Annotated in this window: 18 protein-coding genes; 8 read left to right on the top strand and 10 right to left on the bottom strand. The window is 65.4% G+C overall.

The window, feature by feature from the left end; translation table 11 throughout:
• The 4 genes from R2834_24190 to R2834_24205 form a co-directional block, all read right to left on the bottom strand.
• Positions 1–943, bottom strand: a 943-nt coding sequence (locus tag R2834_24190; protein MEZ4703452.1) for a glycosyltransferase, incomplete at its 3' end; no start/stop codon positions are given.
• Positions 936–2,168, bottom strand: a complete 1,233-nt coding sequence (locus tag R2834_24195; GenBank protein ID MEZ4703453.1) for a hypothetical protein — start codon at positions 2,166–2,168, stop codon at positions 936–938. The genes R2834_24195 and R2834_24190, both read right to left, overlap by 8 nt.
• Before the next feature lie 450 nt (positions 2,169–2,618).
• Entirely contained in the window at positions 2,619–3,260 is a 642-nt protein-coding gene (locus R2834_24200; GenBank protein ID MEZ4703454.1) for a hypothetical protein, read from the bottom strand.
• A gap of 152 nt (positions 3,261–3,412) precedes the next feature.
• Positions 3,413–4,288: a c-type cytochrome gene (locus R2834_24205; protein ID MEZ4703455.1), complete on the bottom strand. Its 876-nt coding sequence runs from the start codon at positions 4,286–4,288 to the stop codon at positions 3,413–3,415.
• A 169-nt stretch (positions 4,289–4,457) separates the two neighbouring features.
• On the opposite strand from R2834_24205, the gene R2834_24210 reads away from it, so the two are divergent.
• From R2834_24210 to R2834_24225, 4 genes are read left to right on the top strand one after another with little or no spacing between them, the layout of a single operon-like run.
• Complete coding sequence (locus tag R2834_24210) at positions 4,458–5,015, top strand: ECF-type sigma factor (GenBank protein MEZ4703456.1); 558 nt, start codon at positions 4,458–4,460, stop codon at positions 5,013–5,015.
• Entirely contained in the window at positions 5,012–7,696 is a 2,685-nt protein-coding gene (locus R2834_24215; GenBank protein ID MEZ4703457.1) for a serine/threonine-protein kinase, read from the top strand. Before R2834_24210 ends, R2834_24215 begins: the two co-directional genes overlap by 4 nt.
• A 4-nt stretch (positions 7,697–7,700) precedes the next feature.
• Positions 7,701–8,318 carry a DUF6624 domain-containing protein gene (locus tag R2834_24220; protein ID MEZ4703458.1) on the top strand — a complete coding sequence of 206 codons (618 nt, stop codon included), beginning with the start codon at positions 7,701–7,703 and terminating at the stop codon, positions 8,316–8,318.
• A 59-nt stretch (positions 8,319–8,377) separates the two neighbouring features.
• Positions 8,378–8,584 carry a hypothetical protein gene (locus tag R2834_24225; GenBank protein MEZ4703459.1) on the top strand — a complete coding sequence of 69 codons (207 nt, stop codon included), beginning with the start codon at positions 8,378–8,380 and terminating at the stop codon, positions 8,582–8,584.
• Between the two features lie 12 nt (positions 8,585–8,596).
• Here R2834_24225 and R2834_24230 read toward each other — a convergent pair whose 3' ends face one another.
• Positions 8,597–9,205, bottom strand: a complete 609-nt coding sequence (locus tag R2834_24230; protein MEZ4703460.1) for a winged helix-turn-helix domain-containing protein — start codon at positions 9,203–9,205, stop codon at positions 8,597–8,599.
• 186 nt (positions 9,206–9,391) lie between these two features.
• Here R2834_24230 and R2834_24235 point away from each other — a divergent pair, with 186 nt between their 5' ends.
• From R2834_24235 to R2834_24250, 4 genes are read left to right on the top strand one after another with little or no spacing between them, the layout of a single operon-like run.
• Positions 9,392–10,843: a serine hydrolase domain-containing protein gene (locus R2834_24235; protein ID MEZ4703461.1), complete on the top strand. Its 1,452-nt coding sequence runs from the start codon at positions 9,392–9,394 to the stop codon at positions 10,841–10,843.
• A 45-nt stretch (positions 10,844–10,888) separates the two neighbouring features.
• Positions 10,889–11,449 (top strand): NADPH-dependent FMN reductase, encoded by a 561-nt coding sequence (locus tag R2834_24240; protein MEZ4703462.1) that lies wholly within the window; start codon positions 10,889–10,891, stop codon positions 11,447–11,449.
• Between the two features lie 13 nt (positions 11,450–11,462).
• Positions 11,463–12,824, top strand: a complete 1,362-nt coding sequence (locus R2834_24245) for a hypothetical protein (GenBank protein MEZ4703463.1) — start codon at positions 11,463–11,465, stop codon at positions 12,822–12,824.
• 36 nt (positions 12,825–12,860) lie between these two features.
• A complete protein-coding gene (locus tag R2834_24250; protein ID MEZ4703464.1) occupies positions 12,861–13,115 on the top strand; it encodes a hypothetical protein in 255 nt (84 codons plus the stop codon).
• Here R2834_24250 and R2834_24255 read toward each other — a convergent pair whose 3' ends face one another.
• The 5 genes from R2834_24255 to R2834_24275 all read right to left on the bottom strand — a co-directional run.
• Complete coding sequence (locus R2834_24255; GenBank protein MEZ4703465.1) at positions 13,116–15,032, bottom strand: hypothetical protein; 1,917 nt, start codon at positions 15,030–15,032, stop codon at positions 13,116–13,118. It lies immediately after the preceding gene.
• Complete coding sequence (locus R2834_24260) at positions 15,032–15,997, bottom strand: cytochrome c3 family protein (GenBank protein MEZ4703466.1); 966 nt, start codon at positions 15,995–15,997, stop codon at positions 15,032–15,034. Before R2834_24260 ends, R2834_24255 begins: the two co-directional genes overlap by 1 nt.
• 29 nt (positions 15,998–16,026) lie before the next feature.
• Positions 16,027–16,743: a cytochrome c3 family protein gene (locus tag R2834_24265; GenBank protein MEZ4703467.1), complete on the bottom strand. Its 717-nt coding sequence runs from the start codon at positions 16,741–16,743 to the stop codon at positions 16,027–16,029.
• A 33-nt stretch (positions 16,744–16,776) separates the two neighbouring features.
• The gene (locus tag R2834_24270; GenBank protein MEZ4703468.1) at positions 16,777–17,982 is read right to left on the bottom strand and encodes a hypothetical protein; all 1,206 of its coding nucleotides are present in this window, start codon (positions 17,980–17,982) and stop codon (positions 16,777–16,779) included.
• A gap of 59 nt (positions 17,983–18,041) precedes the next feature.
• The coding region (locus tag R2834_24275) for a sulfocyanin-like copper-binding protein (protein ID MEZ4703469.1) at positions 18,042–18,360 on the bottom strand (319 nt) is incomplete at its 5' end.

Consider the following 18,360-nt stretch of genomic DNA (forward strand, 5'->3'; position numbering starts at 1 on the left):
GCACCGTCGGGAGGCCGTCGCGGTTGCCGTCGCGGCCCACCACGCACGGCGCGGCGAACACCGAGGCACTCCGCATCAGCCGGATCACCTCCGGCATCGGGAGGGGGCCGAGCATCTTGACGAAACTGCCGAGCCGCTTCGTGGCGATGCGCTCCCGCAGGGCATGCTCCAGCTCGCCGCCGCCGGCGATATGGCACTCGAAATCGAGCCCTTCCGCCGCGAGCAGGTCGCACGCGTCGATCAGATCCTCAAACCCTTTTTTCTCGACGAGGCGGCCCACCGCCGCGATGATCGGCTTGCGATCCGCCGGATCGGAGAAGGCGAACGCGTCGAGATCCAGCCCGTTGTAGATGCGCGTGACGCGGTCGGCGTGCGCGCCGTAGTGCTGACGGAGAAACCGCAGGTTAAACTCGCTGACGGTGACCACGCCGGCCGCATCGCGCAGCTTGCGGGTCAGGTCGTCCCGGTCGACGCTCTCATGGAAGATGTCCTTCGCATGGGCCGTGAACGTGTACGGCACGCCGGCCATGAGCGCCGCCATCCGCGCCACCGAGGTGGCGGACGTGGCGAAGTGCGCGTGCAGGTGGGTGATGCCCCGGTCGCGGATCATCCGCGTCAGCTGCAAAGCCTGGTATACATCGCGGGGATCCTCCCGATCGAACTGCGCCAGCAGCAGACCCACTTCGGGCCGCTTCGAGGCGATCCGGCCGACCGCCGTCCACAGGTCGGCCATCTTGACCGCCTCGTCGAGGTAGGTCACCGGCGCGCGCACCTGCGAGATGGACGCCTGAAAATGGGTGTCGCACGGAGGGCGGAGCGAGAAGATTTCCAGATCGAGGCCGGCGCGCTCGTGCGCCAGGATCTCGTTGACGATAAACGTTTCGGAGTAGCGCGGGTAGCGCTTCACGACATAGCCGATGCGGGGGCTGTTGGATTCAAACATGGAGCACCTCGGTCGAAATCAGCGGGTTGGAATGGGAAGGAGTCAGGAGGTCGGTCACGAGCCGGGGCAGGCGATCCAGACCGTTCATGTCGAGGACATCATGGACGACCGGCACGGGCAGCGCTTCGCTGCTGAACCAGGCGCTGATGGTGTCGGGCATGGCCGTAAGCGGGTCCAGTACGTCGAGCAGACCACGCCGGCCGAAGGCCTCGGCGCGGATCATCTGCTCGCGGCGCGGTTCGATGCGGGGCAGCACGAGCGGACGTTTGCCCATCGAGATGAGCTCCATGATCGTGTTGTAGCCGCCCATCGAGACGATGCGCTCGGCGCGCTGGTACAGCAGGGTCGGTTCGGCGTGGAAGCGTTCGATGCGTACATGCGGACGGTCCTGGCAGATCGCCTCCAGGCGATCCATGGCCGGCTTCGGCATGTGCGGCCCGGTGATGATGAGACCGGTGACGCCTTCGGGGAACGTGGCCTGCGCAAAGAGTTCTGCCAGACGGAATCCATCCTGGCCGCCACCCACGGCGCAAAGATAGAAGGGTCCGTCTGGCAGTTTCGGGTCGTTTTCGGGCCGGCGATCGCCATCGGCCGCCCAACGAACTTTCGGATCCAGATAGCCGGTATACATCAGGCGATCGACCATCTCGGAAGGAAAACCGTAGATCTCGTCGGCGGGATAGACGTAGGCATCGCCATACACCCACACGGCGTCGTAATAGGCCCGGACGGCGCGGAAGTTGTCTTCTTTCTCCCACTCGCGCGCCACCACCTCCGGCTCGTCGAGCACGTCGCGAAGACCGAGCACGATGCGCGTATGCGTCTTGCTTTTCAGATAGGCCAGCGCCTCTTCCAGCTCGCCCATCGTCCCGCGCGGCACCTTGTCGACGATCAGCACGTCCGGCCGGAACGACTGGAGCGCCGTGCGCAGCGTGCTCGAGCGGAAGGAGACCAGGTCCTCGAGGTCGAGATTAAATCCGCGAGGCTTGTAGGCGCCGCCTTCAACCTTGTGGAAGGCGGGAAGCGCCAGCGTATCCACGCCGGCCGGGAGGTGAAAGGCCGTCGCTTCGCGGGCGCCGGTCAGCATCAGGATATCGACTCCCGGGAACGCAGCCACCAGTGTCTGGGCGATCAGCAAATTGCGCCGCATGTGACCCAGACCGCAGGTGTCGTGGGAGTAGAGCGCGATCCGCTTCGGGGCGTGTCGTAGCGTGTCAAACGTCAAGGGATTGGCCTCCAGAAAAGAACCGGTTGGGCAGCGCTCGCCCATGCAGGCAGACAGGTTGAAAAGCGGTTGCATGTTGGGTGGCTGCGAGCAGCTGCTGGTTGTTAACAAATCGTTAAGCGCTCTTTCCCAAAGGGTATACCAATTCGTTGGAACGCGGATGGACGGAGGTAAAAGCAGGCATCACGCGCTGAGCAGAATCAGTTTTAGATCATATTTTTTAACGACTTACATGGAATTTCCCCATTACAATTTTTTTTGTTTAAACACGCATTATTCCGTCTGACCGCCGGCGTTGTGCAAATCCTGAACAGCTGTCACGAACGGAGCACCGCGGGTGGTGACGGCTAAAAACACGTCATCCCGGAGCCCGATCGGGACCCAGAGGGTGCTGGGATCCAGATCAGGTCCGGGATGACGAGGGCCCGCTTCAGCGCCGGCGTGTTACGATCAGTTGCGCCGGCGAATCGAGCGGCGGATGGCGTCGTCGATGTCGTTGCTGTCCGACTCGTTCAAGGGGTTCAGTTCCTGGCCGTTTTCATCCACGAACCAGCCGTCGACATCGACCGTCAGCGCCACATCGAGCGTGGTGTCCGGGTTGGCGATGACGAGGTTCGGGCTGAAGTCGATCCGTTGCTGGGCGGTCTTCCTGGATTTGTAGGTAAACGGCTGGCCATCGTAGGTGCCGCTGACAACCACGGAAAACCGCTCGTTTCCGCTCGTGCCTTCCTTAAAATCGGGGTCGCTGACGGTCTCGTTGTCTTCCGGCTTGTGGATCTGAAAAGAAACATGCTCATAGACGCCGGCCGGGATCGACCCGACGGAAACGACGACCGGCTGATCGTCGAGATCGAGGTTCACGACCACGCTGCCGGCGCGGAAGTCGAGCGAATCGGCTTCGTCGCTCTGAAACTTGATCTGGCTGACGAGCAGCTTCGCTTCGTTGATGACGACGGCCGCGCGCTTCGCCGCCGGCGCGCTGTATTCGGCCTGCATGGTGAGGCGCACATCGGCGCCATCGGGGTCGCTGTTGCTGTCGCAGCCGGCGATCGTGAGCGCGACAAGGGCTATGGGTAGGATAAATCGCTTCATGGTAGGATGGGGTAAAGTGATGACGGATTGTACACACCCCTCCTTTCGTCAAACGGTATGCCAGCATCATCGGCCTGCGCTGCCGGCCGGCCGCCCCCATCTGCAGACCAGGCCAGCGAAACGGAACCCGGAGCCCGCGCCGGGTGGTAGGCTCAATCCGCGCTCTGGTGTGCGAGGGTGCCCAGGTAGGCATGCATGGCTGCCAACTCCCCATCCGTAAGCGGCTTGAACTCGGGCCAGGGCATCCAATTGGGATCGAGCTGCCGGCCGTCGGGCGTGACGCCCGTGCGGAGCGTGCGGATGAACAGCTCTTTCGGCCATGCGCCGGCGGCAGCCAGATTGGGCGCATTGGGGCCGGCCGGGTCGGGATGCGGGCCACCGCTCAGAGAGGGGCCGTGGCATTCCACGCAACTCAACGAGGTGAGAAATTCGCCGTACGGTGCCGTCGTATCGGGCGGAATGTAGGCCGAAGGCGGCGCGTCATGATCGATTTTCACTACAGCAGGCACGACAACCCCCGCACCCACCAGCACGCGGCCCAGCGGGCGCAGGGTTTCCCGGGGGAGTGTGTTTGTAACGGCCGGCCGGCTTTTGATATAAGCGATCAATGCGGCGAAATCCAGATCCGACAGGTTCCTGAAACGATCTGCCCCCATTATGAGGAGTGTGCGCCCACCTTTCCCGACGCCATGCCGGATGGCGCGGTCCCAGTCTTCATCGGTGTACTGCGCGCCCACACCACCGGGTGTGAGGTTGGACGCTACAAAACGCCCCGGAGGCCCGTCATACATGACGCCACCTGCCAGGTCGTCGCCATGGCAACCGGCACACCCGTAGAGTGAGTGCACGAAATGGTCCGCCCGAGCGAGCGCGGCGGAGTCTGGCTGGATGGTCACCGCACGGCCGGCTACGTCCCAGGTGCGACCCATGATGGATTCGGAGCGGAAATACAGTACCATGTAGGCTACGAGAAGAAGGACAACGATACCGCCAAGCACGCGCCCGGTCCACTTGAGTAAGGTTTTCATACGATGTGATTGATTGGCCTATCTGGCAGCCATCTGACCGCCTTCCATACCTACCATCGCAAGAACGGAGCGCACCCTATCATGGGCACTCTTTTTTGTTGCGTGTAAACCAACACCCCTATAGCTTAGAGATATCCCCAGGTTTTGAGCCTTTCCTGTCGCTTCGAGGATGCACGACCGCACCGTACCTGTCACGGCACTCCTTATCGCCGCCCGCAGCGGCGACGACGGCGCCATGGCCGATCTCTTCACCCGCCTCTACGACGAACTGCAGAGCCTCGCGCGCCACGTGCGCCGGGGCCGCGCCGACCAGACACTCAACACGACCTCGCTCGTCCACGAGGCGTTCATCCGCCTCACACCTGCAGAGATCGACCTCCAGGACCGCCAGCATTTTATGCGGGTGGCGGCCCGCGCCATGCGACACGTCCTCGTAGACGCCGCCCGCAGGCAGTCTGCCCACAAGCGCGGGGGTGGCTTTGTGGCCGTCGAACTCGACGAGCAGGCGCAGCCGGCAGCCATCGACGCGGCCGACATCGTCGGCCTGCACGACGCCCTCGCCCTGCTGGAACGGGTCGACGAGCGCAAAGCGCAAATCGTCGAGTTCCGGGTCTTCGGAGGGATGACGGTCGAAGAAACCGCCGCCGCCCTGGGCCTGTCGGTGCCAACGATCCACCGGGACTGGCGCATGGCCCGCGCCTGGCTCGCACAAACCCTGGGTGCATGACACCGGAACGCTGGAAAACCATCGAGGTGCTTTTTTTCGAGGCACTGGAGCAACCGGCCGAGGCACGGGCTGTCTTCCTGGCCGCGGCGTGCCCGGATGACGAGGCCCTGCGCGCCGAAGTCGATGCCCTCCTCCGCGCGGATGCCGCGCCACCCGCCATCCTCAACCCCGAACAGGCCGGCCACCCCGACGCCATGGCCGCACTCCTCGACGCCGGCGGGGCTCCGGATCCCGATCCCCTGATTCCACCGGAAACGGCCATCGGACCCTACACCCTCCGGTATCTGCTCGGGCGCGGTGGGATGGGCGCCGTCTACCTCGCCGACCGCAGCGACGGACGGTTCAAGCGCAGCGTCGCCCTCAAACTCACCCGGCCCGGCTTGGGCGGCGAACCCGTCCGCCGCTTCCTCGCGGAGCGGCAGATTCTGGCCTCGCTCGAACACCCGAACATCGCCCGGTTATACGACGGCGGCCTGACGGACGACGGCCGGCCCTACCTCGCGATGGAGTACGTTCAGGGCGTTCCTATCGACCGGTATTGCGACGCGCGCCAGGCCTCGATAGACGAGCGGTTGCGCCTCTTTATCCAGGTCGGAAACGCGGTAGCCTATGCGCACCGGTCCCTCGTCGTCCACCGGGATCTCAAGCCAACCAATATCCTCGTCGCTGACGATGGGGCACCGGTCGTCAAGCTGCTCGACTTCGGCATTGCGAAACTGCTCGAAGCGTCCGCCGACGCGATCGATACGCAGACCGGCTTTCGGTTGATGACGCCAGCGTACGCCGCTCCCGAACAGATACGGGGCGAATCGGTTACGACGGCCGTCGACGTCTTCGGCCTCGGCGTGGTACTCTATGAACTGCTCGTCGGCCAACGGCCCCACGAAGGCACGACGGATTTCGAGACCGCACGCGCCGTGCTCGAGACCGAAGCGTTGCGTCCGTCTACCCGCGTCACGCAGAGCGGCGCGTCCCTCAGCGCGCAGCGCCGCACGACACCTCAACGCCTGCGCAGCCGGCTGCAGGGGGACCTTGACGCCATCCTCCTGAAGGCCCTGCGTAAAGAGCCGGCCCAACGCTACCCGTCCGCAGAGGCGCTGGTGGACGACATCCAGCGCCACCTCGACGGCCTGCCCGTACTCGCCCGGCAGGGAAGCCGTGCCTATATCGCCCGCTCATTCGTTCGCCGGCACCGGTGGGGGATCGGCGCGTCGGCACTTGTCGTGCTCGCCCTGGCGGCCGGCCTCGCGGGAGCCATCTGGCAGGCCCGGCAGGCCGCGCGCGAACGCGACACAGCCCGTGAAGTGGCCGCCTTCGCCGAATCGCTACTGAGCGCATCCGACCCCAATCGGATGGATGATGAGCGACTCGACACCCTCCGCGTGCGCGACCTTCTGGACCGGGGTGAGCGCCAGGTGCGCGCCGAACTCGCGGGTCAGCCCCACGTCCGGGCCGCACTACTCCATCTCCTGGGTGATGTAAACGTCAACCTGGGCCGATACGAGACGGCCGAACCCCTGTACCAGGAGGCGCTCGAAGTGCGCCTTGCAGAAGAAGGCGAACGGGGCGCCGGCGTGGCGGAGACCCGCCTGGGCATGGCCAACCTGGCCTTCGCAATGGGCCGCTACCATGAGGCCCTGGCGCTCCGCCTGAACGCCGTGGACATCTTGCCATCTGGCCCCGCGCGCGTACAGGCACTGCACGATATCGGATCGAGCTTTCGCCAGGCCGGCGACACGCTCCAGGCTGAACGCTACTACGAAGAGGCGCTCTCCGCAATACGCGCGTCCACACCGATGGATAGCGCGGCTTACGCCGAAGTGTTGAACGGGCTGGCGCTACTCTACTACGACCTCGGCGACTACGCACTGGCCGAACCGCGGCTCAGGGAAGTCTACAGCATCCTCCGCACCCGCCTCGGGCCGAAGCATCCCAAAGTGGGTATTGCCGCGAACAATATCGCCGGCGTGCTCCATTACAGCGAGCGCATCGATGAAGCGGAGACGCGCTACCGGGAAGCGTTGGACATCTGGTTGGAAGCCTACGGCGAGCAACACCCGCAAATCAGCTACGCCCTCAATAACCTCGCGCTCATCGCCGGCGAGCGGCAGAACTATCTCCTGGCCGACTCGCTCCTGCGTCGCGCCGTCGCCATCGACCGAGCGATCCGCGGCACCCGCCATCCCGATGTAGCACTTTCGCTCTACAACTACTCGCTCACCCTGGTCGATCTCGGTCGCCTGGACGAAGCGGAAGAGATCCTCCGTGAAGCGTACAGCATCTTTGACGAGGCCCTGGGAAGCGACCACCTCTACACCTTTGTCACCCGTGCTGGGCTGGGTAAGGTGTTGACCATGCAGGGCAAGATGGCGGAAGCAGAGACCCATCTCCGCGCTGGATTCGATGGTATTTCAGCCCAACTGCCCGAAGATCACTACCTTGCCGCCGCTGCTCGACGCGACCTCGGCTTCTGGCTAACGACGGCCGGCCGGTACGCCGAAGCAGAGCCCCTGCTGCTCGAAGCCTACCGCCTGTTGCGCGAAGGACGAGGCGACGATGCGGTCACAACGATCGAGGCACAAACACGCCTGGCCGAGTTATACAGGGCATGGGGCGCGCCGGATAAGGCCCTGCCGTACGTGCGCGAACCGCAAGGCGACCCATCGCATCCTCTGAAATGATCGCATGAATCATATAGCGCACGTACTTGCCGGCCTCCTCTTTGGCTGCGCCTCGTTTGCAGCCTGCGAAACGCCGGCTCCAACGGCCCCTCCTGTGGACAATCAGCAGCTGACGGCCCTGTATGAAGCCGATCAGGCCGAGCGTACGGGCGCCATCGCAGACTGGTCCATCGTCGCTCAAAACGACCGCGACCGGCGCGCGCGCGTCCAGGCCATGCGCGATGCGGATTCGCTTCACACCGCAAACGACTTTTATCATGCGGCCATGATCTTCCAGCATGGTGAGGACCAACAGGCCTACGAGCAAGCCCTCGAACTGGCGCTCAAGTCCGTCGCGCTCGACTCCACGCATGCGGAGGCGCGCTGGCTCGTCGCGGCGGCAACCGACCGGTACTTGCTGAGCAGAAAACGTCCCCAGGTGTACGGAACCCAGTTCGTGATCTACATGAACCAGTGGTACCTGCAGAAAATAGATACCACCGGCGCCAGCGACGACGCCCGACGCCGGCTGGGTGCGCGCACGCTCGATGAAACACGCGCGTTTCTCACCGAGCAAAACGGCGCGTACAGGGGCCTCAATATCGTCCCCGACTCTATTCTGGTGGCGCTGGGGATACCATGAACCCAACCCGCGCCTGACGGCGGCACTACGCCTCGCCAGCCAGCCGCCCTCTATAATTCTTGAAAGACGAACCCTCCGCTTTCCCGAAGGGCATCGGCCGCCCCGCGCAACGCGCCCTCGCCGCCATCGGCGTGACGCAGCTCGATCAGTTGACCGGGTTCACGGAAAAGGAACTGCGCGGGCTGCACGGGATGGGCCCGAAAGCGCTGGGCCTGTTACAAGAGGCCCTGCGTGCGAAGGGCCAGGCGTTCCGGTCGGAATCCTGAACCGGATGTCGGCTATTCGGCATCCGCCGGCGGCTGCGTGTGCCAGCTGAACGTCGAGTCGCCCGCCCCCAGTCCGAGCACGCCGCCCTCATCCCCCGAAACCGGCAGGACCTCATCCAGACGGATTGCCACCGGTACATTCGACGTGTCGATAAACATCACGGAGGGGCCACGCTCGGTCGATGCGGGCCGGCTGGTCAGCCATCCAAGCCCGAACGCGAGCCAGAACGCGAGACCGACCGCCGCGACCCAGGCAACGCGCCATCGGCGCCGGAAGGGTATGGCCGGCGTCGCGGGACGCACGGGCGACACCAGGCGGTAGCCGCGCGAGCGGATCGTTTCGATGACGGCCGGCGACCGGCCCAGCAGATTGCGCAGCTGCGAGACGCTCCGCGACAGCGTATCGTCCACCACAACGACATCAGGCCACACCGCCTCCATCAGCGCCTCCCGCGTCACGACCTCGCCCGCACGCCGCGCCAGCATAACGAGCACGGCCATCATCTTGGGTTCGATGATCGCTTCCGAGACCTCGCCGCGTGAAAGCCGGAGGCGGGACGGCTGCACCAGCCAGTCCCCGAGATAGAAGTCGGAGGCGACGTCGTTGGGCAGATCGGACATAGGTTCTTCGGCGTTCGGCGCAGGGGTTTTCAGCGATACAACGGAGGCGAAGCGGTAAAAGTGTCGTTTTCACCGACAAACATCAGACAAACCTCAGGGAGATTCAAGCCGCGCATCGGGTCCGTGTGTCCGTCGCGGCGTTCCTTCTGGCATGACCGCACACATCTCCACCTGACCTGATCGATCATGCGTACACGGTGTTTTTTGATGCTCCTCCTGGTGATCCCGATCGCGCGCGCCCAGACGATGACCGACCGCGATCGGGCGCTCGCCACGAGCTATGGCGAGCGCTTCGTCGACGCCATCAATACCCTGTTCGACGAGGAACGTGCCGGCGTGGCCCGCGCGATCTTCGCCGAGGCAACCATCGAGGACGCCGGCGAGGAGCGGCTGACGGGCCTGTTCTCCCGGCTGCACGAGATGATGGGACCCGTCACGTTCCATCATGCGGAAGTGGTGGAAGTGGACCTGGGCAGCCGGATCAGCCGCATCCTGCACGTCTACGTCCGGGCCACGACCGATGACGCCTGGAAGGACATCCAGCTCCGCCTCGCCGGCGAGCCGCCCTATAAAATCACGGAACTGGGTTTTCTCGCCGACGTCTCGGAACCCATCTACCTCCCCAACAGCCCCGTGGATGCGCCCTCGACGCTCGACTGGCTCTCCGGCTACATCGATGCCCTCGTTCGCGACGAGGGGCTCTCCGGCGCCATGCTCATCGCAAAAGGCGACCGGGTGATCTTCGAGCGGTACTTCGGGTTTGCCGACTCCGCCGGGACCCGACCCGTGACCGCCGGCACGCGGTTCAACCTCGGTTCGGGCAACAAGATGTTCACCGCGCTGGCGGTCGCCCACCTCGTCGAACAGGGCCGGCTCACGTTCGAAACGCCCATCCAACCGTTCTTTCCTGAATTCCCCGGCCTCGATGGCGTGACCATCCATCATCTCCTCTCCCACACTTCCGGCGTCGCCGAATACTGGACCGACGCGTACGAGCGGGCCTGGCATGCGATCGACCGGCTCGAGGACATGCTGCCGTTCGTCCTCGCGGCCGGCATCGAAAGACCGGCCGGGGAGGCGTTTTCGTACTCCAATTCCAACTTCATCCTCGCCGGCCTCGTCGTCGAGCGCGTGACGGGCGAGGACTATTTCGACGTCGTCCGCTCGCTGATCTATGAACCGCTCGGCATGACGCAATCCGATTCCTACCGGCACGGAGAGGGCACCCCGGATCGCGCGGAGGCGCTCGTCCGGCTGCCCTCCGGGGCGTGGGCGCGCGCCGATACGCCGGGCCGTGGATCGGCGGCCGGCGGCGGCTACGCGACGCCGCGCGACATGCTGCGTTTCGTACAGGGCCTCGAGGCCGGAGCGATCGTCAGTTCCCAGACCTTGCAGACCCTGCGCACGTCAAAAACGACCGGCTTTGAGGCGCCTTTCCAGTATGGCTACGGGTTCATCCTCTCGCGTGACGGCGACGTCGATTCGTACGGTCACGGAGGCACGGCCCGCGGCGTCAACTTCGAGCTGCGGCGATTCCCCACCCCCGATCTGACGCTCATCCTGTTTTCGAACCGCGACAGCGGCGCCTACGACGACCTGAAACGAAACACGATCAAGCTCATCTCAGGGGATCGCTAGCGCCGCGTTTCATACCTTGCGATCGTTCTGATTCCCGCACGGCCCATGCTCCATGTCCTGGCCTTCTCCGGAAGCCTCCGTTCGATCTCCATCAACACCACGCTGTTGCGAGCGGCGACGCGGCTGGCGCCGGCCGGACTGTCCATCCGGGTGTACGACGGACTGGGCCGGCTTCCCCTGTTCAACCCGGACGACGAACACGACCCGCCGGCTCCGGTGCGCGCCTTATGGTCCGCCGTCGAGGCCGCGGACGCCTTCCTGATCGCCAGTCCCGAATACGCCCACGGCGTCACCGGCGCGATGAAGAACGCGCTCGACTGGCTCGTCGGGTTCGGACCCTTCGCGTACAAGGAAGTGGCCGTGCTGAACGCCTCGATGCGCGCGCATCATGCCGACGCCGCGCTGAAAGAGACACTCCGCACGATGTCCGCGTATCTCGTCGACGAAGCCTGCGTACGCATACCGGGTCTCGCCGCCGGCATGGACGCGGATGCCATCGTCGCCTCGCCGGCGAGCGCCGACGTCCTTCGCGCCGCGATCTTCGCGCTCCGCGATGCGGTCAACGCGCGACGCCGCTCACCCGACACCATCCAGCCCCAACGCTGATATCGCCCCACCCATGCCTCGCCGTTCCCGCCGTATCCTCGTCGTCGTCGCCTGCGTGCTGACCGCGCTGGCCGGCTGGGGGGCCTGGGCCTACCTCGGCTACACCGCCGCGCCCGCCGATCGGCTTGCTGCCGGCACGTTTTATCCCGATCATCCGCCCGACGACCGGCTCCATTACCTGAACCTGCCGCTGGATCATACCGACCCGTCGGCCGGCACGTATGTAGGCTTTTACCGCCTGAGCCCGGCGTTCCATCCGGACAGCGGGGTCGTTTTCGTGCTCACCGACGGGCAGCAGCCGCTGGTCGGCCCCGGCGACATACCGGACATCCTGGCCGGGAAGATCGACGGTGCGGCGTATGTCGTCATCGGCCGGCGCGGTCACGACCCGACGCTGTTCCCCGAGGTGTACGACGCCGCCGGCGCGCTCGATCGGACGACCGCGCTGCGGCTTTACGGCTCGTGGCAGCATGTCGAGGACATCGAACGCGTCCGCCAGGATGCCCAACGCAACGGGCTGCTGCCCGCCGACGGCCGGATCATGCTGTACGGCGGCTCGGGGGGGGGCGTCCTCGTCCAGCAGTATCTCTCCCGGTACGGCGAGCACGTCTCCCGGGCGCTCATCGAAGTAACGGGCGCCCCCGACCTGGCCCGGAAACACGGGCTGGCTTCGTATTGCACCTTCGTCGCCACGATGCGCGCGCGTTCCCCACGTACCCTGGACCGGCTGCAATCCCTGCTGGATGCGGACCGCTTCGACCGGACCTCGCTGCTGTTCATGCTGCAGCGCATCCCCTACGACACCCTCGGCGCCTACACCGTCCAGCAGGCGTTCATCGATGCGCTCGCCGGCGGTCGCTCAGCGCCCTACTGGCGCCGCTGGATCCAACCGGTCTACAATCGCCCGCTGATCCAGAAGATGCTCTCCGTCCCGTCGATGGACGCGGCGCGGGTGCGCATGCTCGAATTGCTGGGCGAAGGCCTGATGGCGTATCGGTATCCGCGGGATGTGGACTCGCTGAACCTGATGTTCGAGTGGACCGGGCCGCTGCTGGCCGACTACCTCGACGACGCGCGCGCCGGCCGCCTCGAACTTCCGCGTTTCGACCTCGGCGACACCCGGGCTTCCTATCCGGGGGAAGTGCTCGTGGTGGCCGCCGCCCAGGATCATGTCTACGGCACGGCGGAAGGCCGGCTGCTGGCGGACGCCTATCCGAACGCGAGGCTCGCGATCTTCGACGATACGCACCGCATGCGGCAGGCGCCGGCGTATTACCGGCAGTTCCGCCTCGCCTTTTTCGCCGGCGGATTCGACGCCGGCCCCTTCGATGCGTTCATGCGCGACCCGCGCCAGCTGAATCGCGCGGCGAAATGACCGCATCCCCCTTCACGCAACGAGAACGGCAGCCCCATGAAGTTCATCTCGCTCCGTGTACGCAACGCGATCACCCTGCACGGCTACACCGAAGACCACCAGGAAATCGTGGAAGAAACCCACGACGACGCATTCATGGACAAGCTGATTGCGGTGGATCGCATCCAGTCGATTTCCGAAAAATACCTCCTCGTCACCTCCTCGCACGGGCGGGTGATGTACTGGGAATACGAAGGGACGCTGCAGTCCGTCACCGACCGGCTGGCAAACGCCGGTCTGGTGATCACCTGATCAGAACCGTCGCAGCAGATACAGCGATAGCCGGTTTCCGCTCGTGAGGTACAGCATGTTGCGCCGGTCGTACGCGTAGTTGGCGCGCACCTGGGTCTGGCCGATCGCATAGTCGAGCGCGGCGGTGAGGGAGACGATGCGCTGCGCGTCGGTGAGCCGCTGTTCCCAGTACTGGAAGCCGGCGGAGGTCCGCAACCGGAGGTTCGCGAGCAGATCCCAGGTGACGATGCCGTTGACCGCATAGAGCGACAGGCGATCCGCCGACTCGCTGACGGCGCGCGCCGTGGCGTCGATGCTGAGCGTGGTCGTTTTCCAGGGCGGCAGGCCGAGCGACAGGTTCGCCTCGGATGCCGTGTAGTCGATGTTGACCGACTCGCGCTTGCGGTGCGTGAGCGTGAGGCGCAGCTGGCCGATAGGAACGCGGCGCTGCATCCGGAAGGCCGTGTTGTGCTGCTGGAAGTCCCCCGTGATCAGCCCCTCGCCCATCGACGTCGCGCGGCGCGACCGGCTGTGCTGCAGCGAAAGGCCATCCACCCGGAGCCCGAGGTCGAGGCTGCCGACCGATCCGCGCTCCACGGCGGCGATCTCCGGCCGGTAGCGGTAGCTCACGAGGATTGCGTCCCCGGCGCGGACGCGGGAGCCGGCGAGCACCTCGATCTGCACGAGGTTGCCCACGTCGAGCAGCCGGTAGTCGAGCCCCTCCACAAACACGAGCGTTTCATCCCCGCTCTGGATGACGATGCTCGTCAGGTCGACATCCACCTGCTCCAGCAGGACGAGCCCCGTCTGGTCCACGCGGTACGATTCGCGGAGCACGGCAACCGTGCGGCTGCCGGCGTCGTCGAGGTCGCGGCGAAGGATCCCGATCGATCCACCCCCCGAAAAATAGAGCCCGAGCGGCAGGTGGACGCCGAACCGGACCTGGGGGCCGGCCGATGTCACGGTCTGTTTGCCCCCGTCGAACGCATTCATGCTGCGGCTGGCATCGCCGCCGATGCCCAGCCAGGGGCGGATGTCCGAAAACATCGCCCAGGTGTAGGCCGCGCCATCCGACATCCCGCCCAGCCCTTCCGCATGGTAGCGGTTCATGCCAAGCCGGGTATAGGTGTTCGCCGCATGCTGCAACCGGACGTTCTCCGACCAGCTCCGGCGCGCATACGGCAGCGTTCCGGTACGCTCCGTGGTCTGGTACCGGCTGATGAGTTCGCTCCGTTTTCCCCAGCGCAGGGTATGGTTGAGATGGAAACTGCGCGATGCGAAGTCGCTTTCGTACACCCGATCGTCAAACGTCATCTGCTCGTAGGCGATGTCGATCTTCCGATTGGAAGCGGCGGCGCGGAACGTGCGCGTGGCATCCCACTGCTCGATCGGTGTCAGGGTCGGCCCCACCTGGGTCACGTTGCGGTTTGTTTGATCGGCATAGGAGAGCGTGATCGGCAGGAGGCGGTTCTGGAGATGGAGCGTCGGACTGAACCGGGTCGACGCGAATTCTCCCTGCGTACCGAAGCCGCCCTGGCGCAGGCCGGTCGTACGCGAATAGTGCGTCTGCAGCGACACCGGGCTCGACGCGAGGAGTGTGGCGTCGGCCGCGTAGGCGAGGTGGCGCGTCTGCAGCGGATCGGGCAGATCGGTCGACCGTTGCTGCGTGAGGGTGGGCTGGATTTCGAACCGGTAGCGGAAGAGATCCCGCCGGCCGATCGACCCGTCGAACGGCAGCACGACCCACTGGCGGAAGTTGTTCTGCGCGAACGATCGGTCGATGAGCCCCGTGTTCGTCCGCCAGTTACCGTCGTAGCTGCTCCCCAGACGCGTCTGTTGCGGGATCAGCCGAAAAACTTGCCCGGCGGCCGGCGCTGCCACCCACAGGCCGACCGCCAGGATGCCCAGTGCGAATCGATATGAACGCGGATGCGTCATCACGGTCCGTTCTGGGCAATGGCTTCAACGTGGCAGCGCTGGCAGTTGCCGAAGCCGGCGGCAAACGCCGTCCGACCGTCGTGGCACTGGCCGCAGGCCTCGCCGGCGCTGATCTGCTGCATCGTGATCTCGTTCGAGCCGGCCTCCGGGGTGAAGAGCCCCGTGTGGCACACGTTGCAGGTAAAACGAATGCGATGCACCCAGTGGGGAAAGACGGCTTCAGGCAGGGAGGCATCGGAAATCAATGGCTGGGCCACCTGCGCGGTGTCCCCGGGCGCGGCGGCGGAATCCGCCGAGGCGATCGGCGCCTCGATGCGGTGCATGCGGATGTTGCCGAGCAGCAGATCGGGCTGCGCGCGGTCCGCCGGCTGGGGCAGATCCTGGTGGCAGCGTTCGCAGGCGGTGACGGGCTGGAAGGCGACCTTCCCGTGGCATTCTCCGCAGAACTTCCCGCTCAGCACGTCCGCCATCTTGATCTCGTTGTCCCGGTACCGAAAAATCGGCCCGTGGCATTGCTGGCACGCCACCCATTGCGTGTGCGCCGAGTGGGGGAAGAAGGCGTCGAACATCGGCGCCGGCCCCGGGAAATAGAAATCGAACCCGAAACGGAACGGCGTCCCAACGAAGAGGCTCGCCGAGTCGCCCGGGATGGCCGTGCGCGGCCGGATGGTGCCGTCGCGCAGGGCGGCCATCCAGTCGATGTTGCCGGCATGATCGCGGGGCAGCATCTGCACGACGCTGTCGGGGTCGAGCGTCGCCTCGATGAGGGGGCGCGGCAGTTCCTCGTGCCGGATCGGCACGGCGCTCACCGCCATGCGCGTCTGCGCCGGCGCGGCGGACTTTTCCGGGAGATCGAAGACGACGGAGAGCGCCTGCCGGCAGCCGGCGAGCGCGAGCACGCCCAGCAGCATGATCGGCCATACCAGCAAGCCGTCGCGGGCCGCCCGCTTGAACAAAAAACGCATGAGTGACCTCGTTGGGTGGTGATTCGGGTCTACTTGATGTGGCAGGTCAGGCAGAGGCTGCTGCCGCTGTTGTTGATGCGAAGCAGCGGCGAGTTGGTGTTGTTGTGCGGATTGTGGCAACTGGCGCACTGCACCTTCTCGCCCAGCGACGTCGGATCGACGAACAGCTTCACGCCGGCGGCGCGCACCGAGGCGACGGCGTTGAAGGCGGGGTCCTGACCGGGATCGAACACGACCGAGATCGGGTGGTCGTTGCGGAGGTCGGTATCGAGCAGCGCATTGCTGCTGGCCGGCATGGTGTTGGTCCCGGGCGTCGATCCCGGTACGCCGCCGCCATACGAATTCGGGGCATTGACGACGACGTCGAGGCCGATCGTCCCGTCGTGGCAGCTGAGGCACGCGAGCGACGTGCCGCTGGGCTGCGCATCCACGTTCATGTCGATCGTCGAGCTGTGGTTGGCGTCGTACATGTTGTAGGTGGCCGACGAGAAGTTGCGGTTCCACAGCGGCGCGCTGATGCTGCCGGTATGCGGCGTGTGGCAATAGACGCACACCTCGCCGTAGTCGACCAGATTGTTGCCCACCGTGGGGTCGTTGCCGCCCGAGAGGAGCGACAGGTTATGCTTCGTGTTCGACACATTGTCGGTTTGCGCCAGCGTATCCAGCGGCGACGCGAGCAGGCCGGCGCACAGCAGCAGGCCGGCCAGCGCCCGCGAAACGAATGGAGGGTTGGAGTACGGCATCATGCGTATCGGTGGCTTGAAGTGGGTTGAACAGGTCTAATGATTTCCCTGGCTGGCAGGGATCAGGGGATCCGTCGCCGGCGCGTCGGGCGACGGGTGATACTGGTAGATCTGGATGCGGCTGTTGTAGCGATCCGCCACGTAGACGCGGTCCTGCCCGTCAATGGCGATGCCGAGGGGAAGCCAGAGTTGTCCCGGGCCGCCCCCTATCGCGCCAAACGAAAGCAGGAGACGCCCTGTCGCATCGAAGATCTGGACGTTGTTGAAGGCGGCATCCGCCACGTAGACATGGCCCTCGCTGTTGACGGCGAGCCCCTTGGGGCGGGCGAACGAACCGGGCGAATCGCCCTGCCGGCCGAATGCGAACAGGTAGTCGCCGTCCCGATCGAAAGCCTGGACCCTGAAGTTCATCCCGTCCGAGACGTACACGGTGCCGTCGGGCCCGACGTCGATGAACGCCGGGTACCGGAACTCTCCCGGCGCATTGCTCCTGTTTTCGGTCAGGTCGCTGGGTTCGCTCACCGGGTGGCCCGGAACGGCGCTGGCCAGCAGCGCCGCGCGGCGCTCGATTTTCTCGTCCAGGTCGCCTGCATCTTTCCCGATGCGGCGCAGCAGCGTCCCGTCGTCCCGAAACACCACCACCTGATGGAGGTAGCTGTCGGCGACATAGATCCGGTCGCCGGCATCGGAGACGGCGACATCGACCGGGTTGAGCAGAACGCCGCGGCCGCCGAAGGCGCGCACGAAGTCGCCGTCGGCCGTAAGCGCCACGACGCGCCGCTGAACCGGATCCGCGACATACAGCAGCCCGTTTTCATCGCCCGACAGCCCCATGGGCTTCGCCAGCACGCCGGCGCCCGTCGGCGTGATCTCCTCCGCCTGTTTGCGCAGGGGATCGAACCGCATCACGCTCCCCTGCATCCCGTTCGACACGAAGATCCGCCCGTCGACGGCCACGTGCACATCGAACGGCCGGTGGACCAGGATATCGTCGCCCAGGTCAGTCCCGAGCACGGCGTGCCGCAGACGCTGCCCGAAGCTGTGCGAAAAACCGATACTCTCCTGCGAGGTCAACTCGCCCTGGTAGCGGACGCGCGGTGCTTCGGGCGGAAGCGGCCAGACCGTTTCCAGGCCCGGCTCGAGGCCGGCATAAAATGTCAGCGGGGATCGCTGGGTGGCGCAGCCCGTCGCGAGCGCGACGGAAAGCCAGAGCAGCGGTACGATGCGTTGGGTGGCGTTCATGGTTCGTCGAAAGGGATGCGGACCCGGCCCTCGCCGGGCCCGCGCAGGTTGGAATCGGGTCACCCGGTGATCAGGCCGGCCTTACCGTCGGCCGACACCTTGAAATGGACCCACATGCCGGTGGTGGCGTGCGCCGGGATGTAGCAGACCAGCACGTAGTCGCCGGCCTTGTCCGCCTGGAACGTGAGCACTTCGCTTTTGCCGGGCAGCGTCGCCCCGGTCATGTCGGTCGGATTCGAGCTGATGGCGCCGGCAAACACGGGCTGCGGGTTGTCGAACATCGGGGGGTAGGCGGCCATCGGCATCGCGACCCCGATGCTGTGGGCCATCACCGGATCGTTGTTCTTGAAGGTCAACGTCACGGTATAGCCTTCCGGC

This window comes from Rhodothermales bacterium, assembly GCA_041391505.1.
Classification (GTDB): domain Bacteria; phylum Bacteroidota; class Rhodothermia; order Rhodothermales; family JAHQVL01; genus JAWKNW01.

Bases quoted from the DNA above. Each gene is read 5' to 3' on its own strand.
- R2834_24200 (MEZ4703454.1), bottom strand. From the start codon at position 3,260: ATGAAGCGATTTATCCTACCCATAGCCCTTGTCGCGCTCACGATCGCC.
- R2834_24205 (MEZ4703455.1), bottom strand. From the start codon at position 4,288: ATGAAAACCTTACTCAAGTGGACCGGGCGCGTGCTTGGCGGTATCGTT.
- R2834_24210 (MEZ4703456.1), top strand. From the start codon at position 4,458: ATGCACGACCGCACCGTACCTGTCACGGCACTCCTTATCGCCGCCCGC.
- R2834_24215 (MEZ4703457.1), top strand. From the start codon at position 5,012: ATGACACCGGAACGCTGGAAAACCATCGAGGTGCTTTTTTTCGAGGCA.
- R2834_24220 (MEZ4703458.1), top strand. From the start codon at position 7,701: ATGAATCATATAGCGCACGTACTTGCCGGCCTCCTCTTTGGCTGCGCC.
- R2834_24230 (MEZ4703460.1), bottom strand. From the start codon at position 9,205: ATGTCCGATCTGCCCAACGACGTCGCCTCCGACTTCTATCTCGGGGAC.
- R2834_24235 (MEZ4703461.1), top strand. From the start codon at position 9,392: ATGCGTACACGGTGTTTTTTGATGCTCCTCCTGGTGATCCCGATCGCG.
- R2834_24240 (MEZ4703462.1), top strand. From the start codon at position 10,889: ATGCTCCATGTCCTGGCCTTCTCCGGAAGCCTCCGTTCGATCTCCATC.
- R2834_24245 (MEZ4703463.1), top strand. From the start codon at position 11,463: ATGCCTCGCCGTTCCCGCCGTATCCTCGTCGTCGTCGCCTGCGTGCTG.
- R2834_24250 (MEZ4703464.1), top strand. From the start codon at position 12,861: ATGAAGTTCATCTCGCTCCGTGTACGCAACGCGATCACCCTGCACGGC.
- R2834_24255 (MEZ4703465.1), bottom strand. From the start codon at position 15,032: ATGACGCATCCGCGTTCATATCGATTCGCACTGGGCATCCTGGCGGTC.
- R2834_24260 (MEZ4703466.1), bottom strand. From the start codon at position 15,997: ATGCGTTTTTTGTTCAAGCGGGCGGCCCGCGACGGCTTGCTGGTATGG.
- R2834_24265 (MEZ4703467.1), bottom strand. From the start codon at position 16,743: ATGATGCCGTACTCCAACCCTCCATTCGTTTCGCGGGCGCTGGCCGGC.
- R2834_24270 (MEZ4703468.1), bottom strand. From the start codon at position 17,982: ATGAACGCCACCCAACGCATCGTACCGCTGCTCTGGCTTTCCGTCGCG.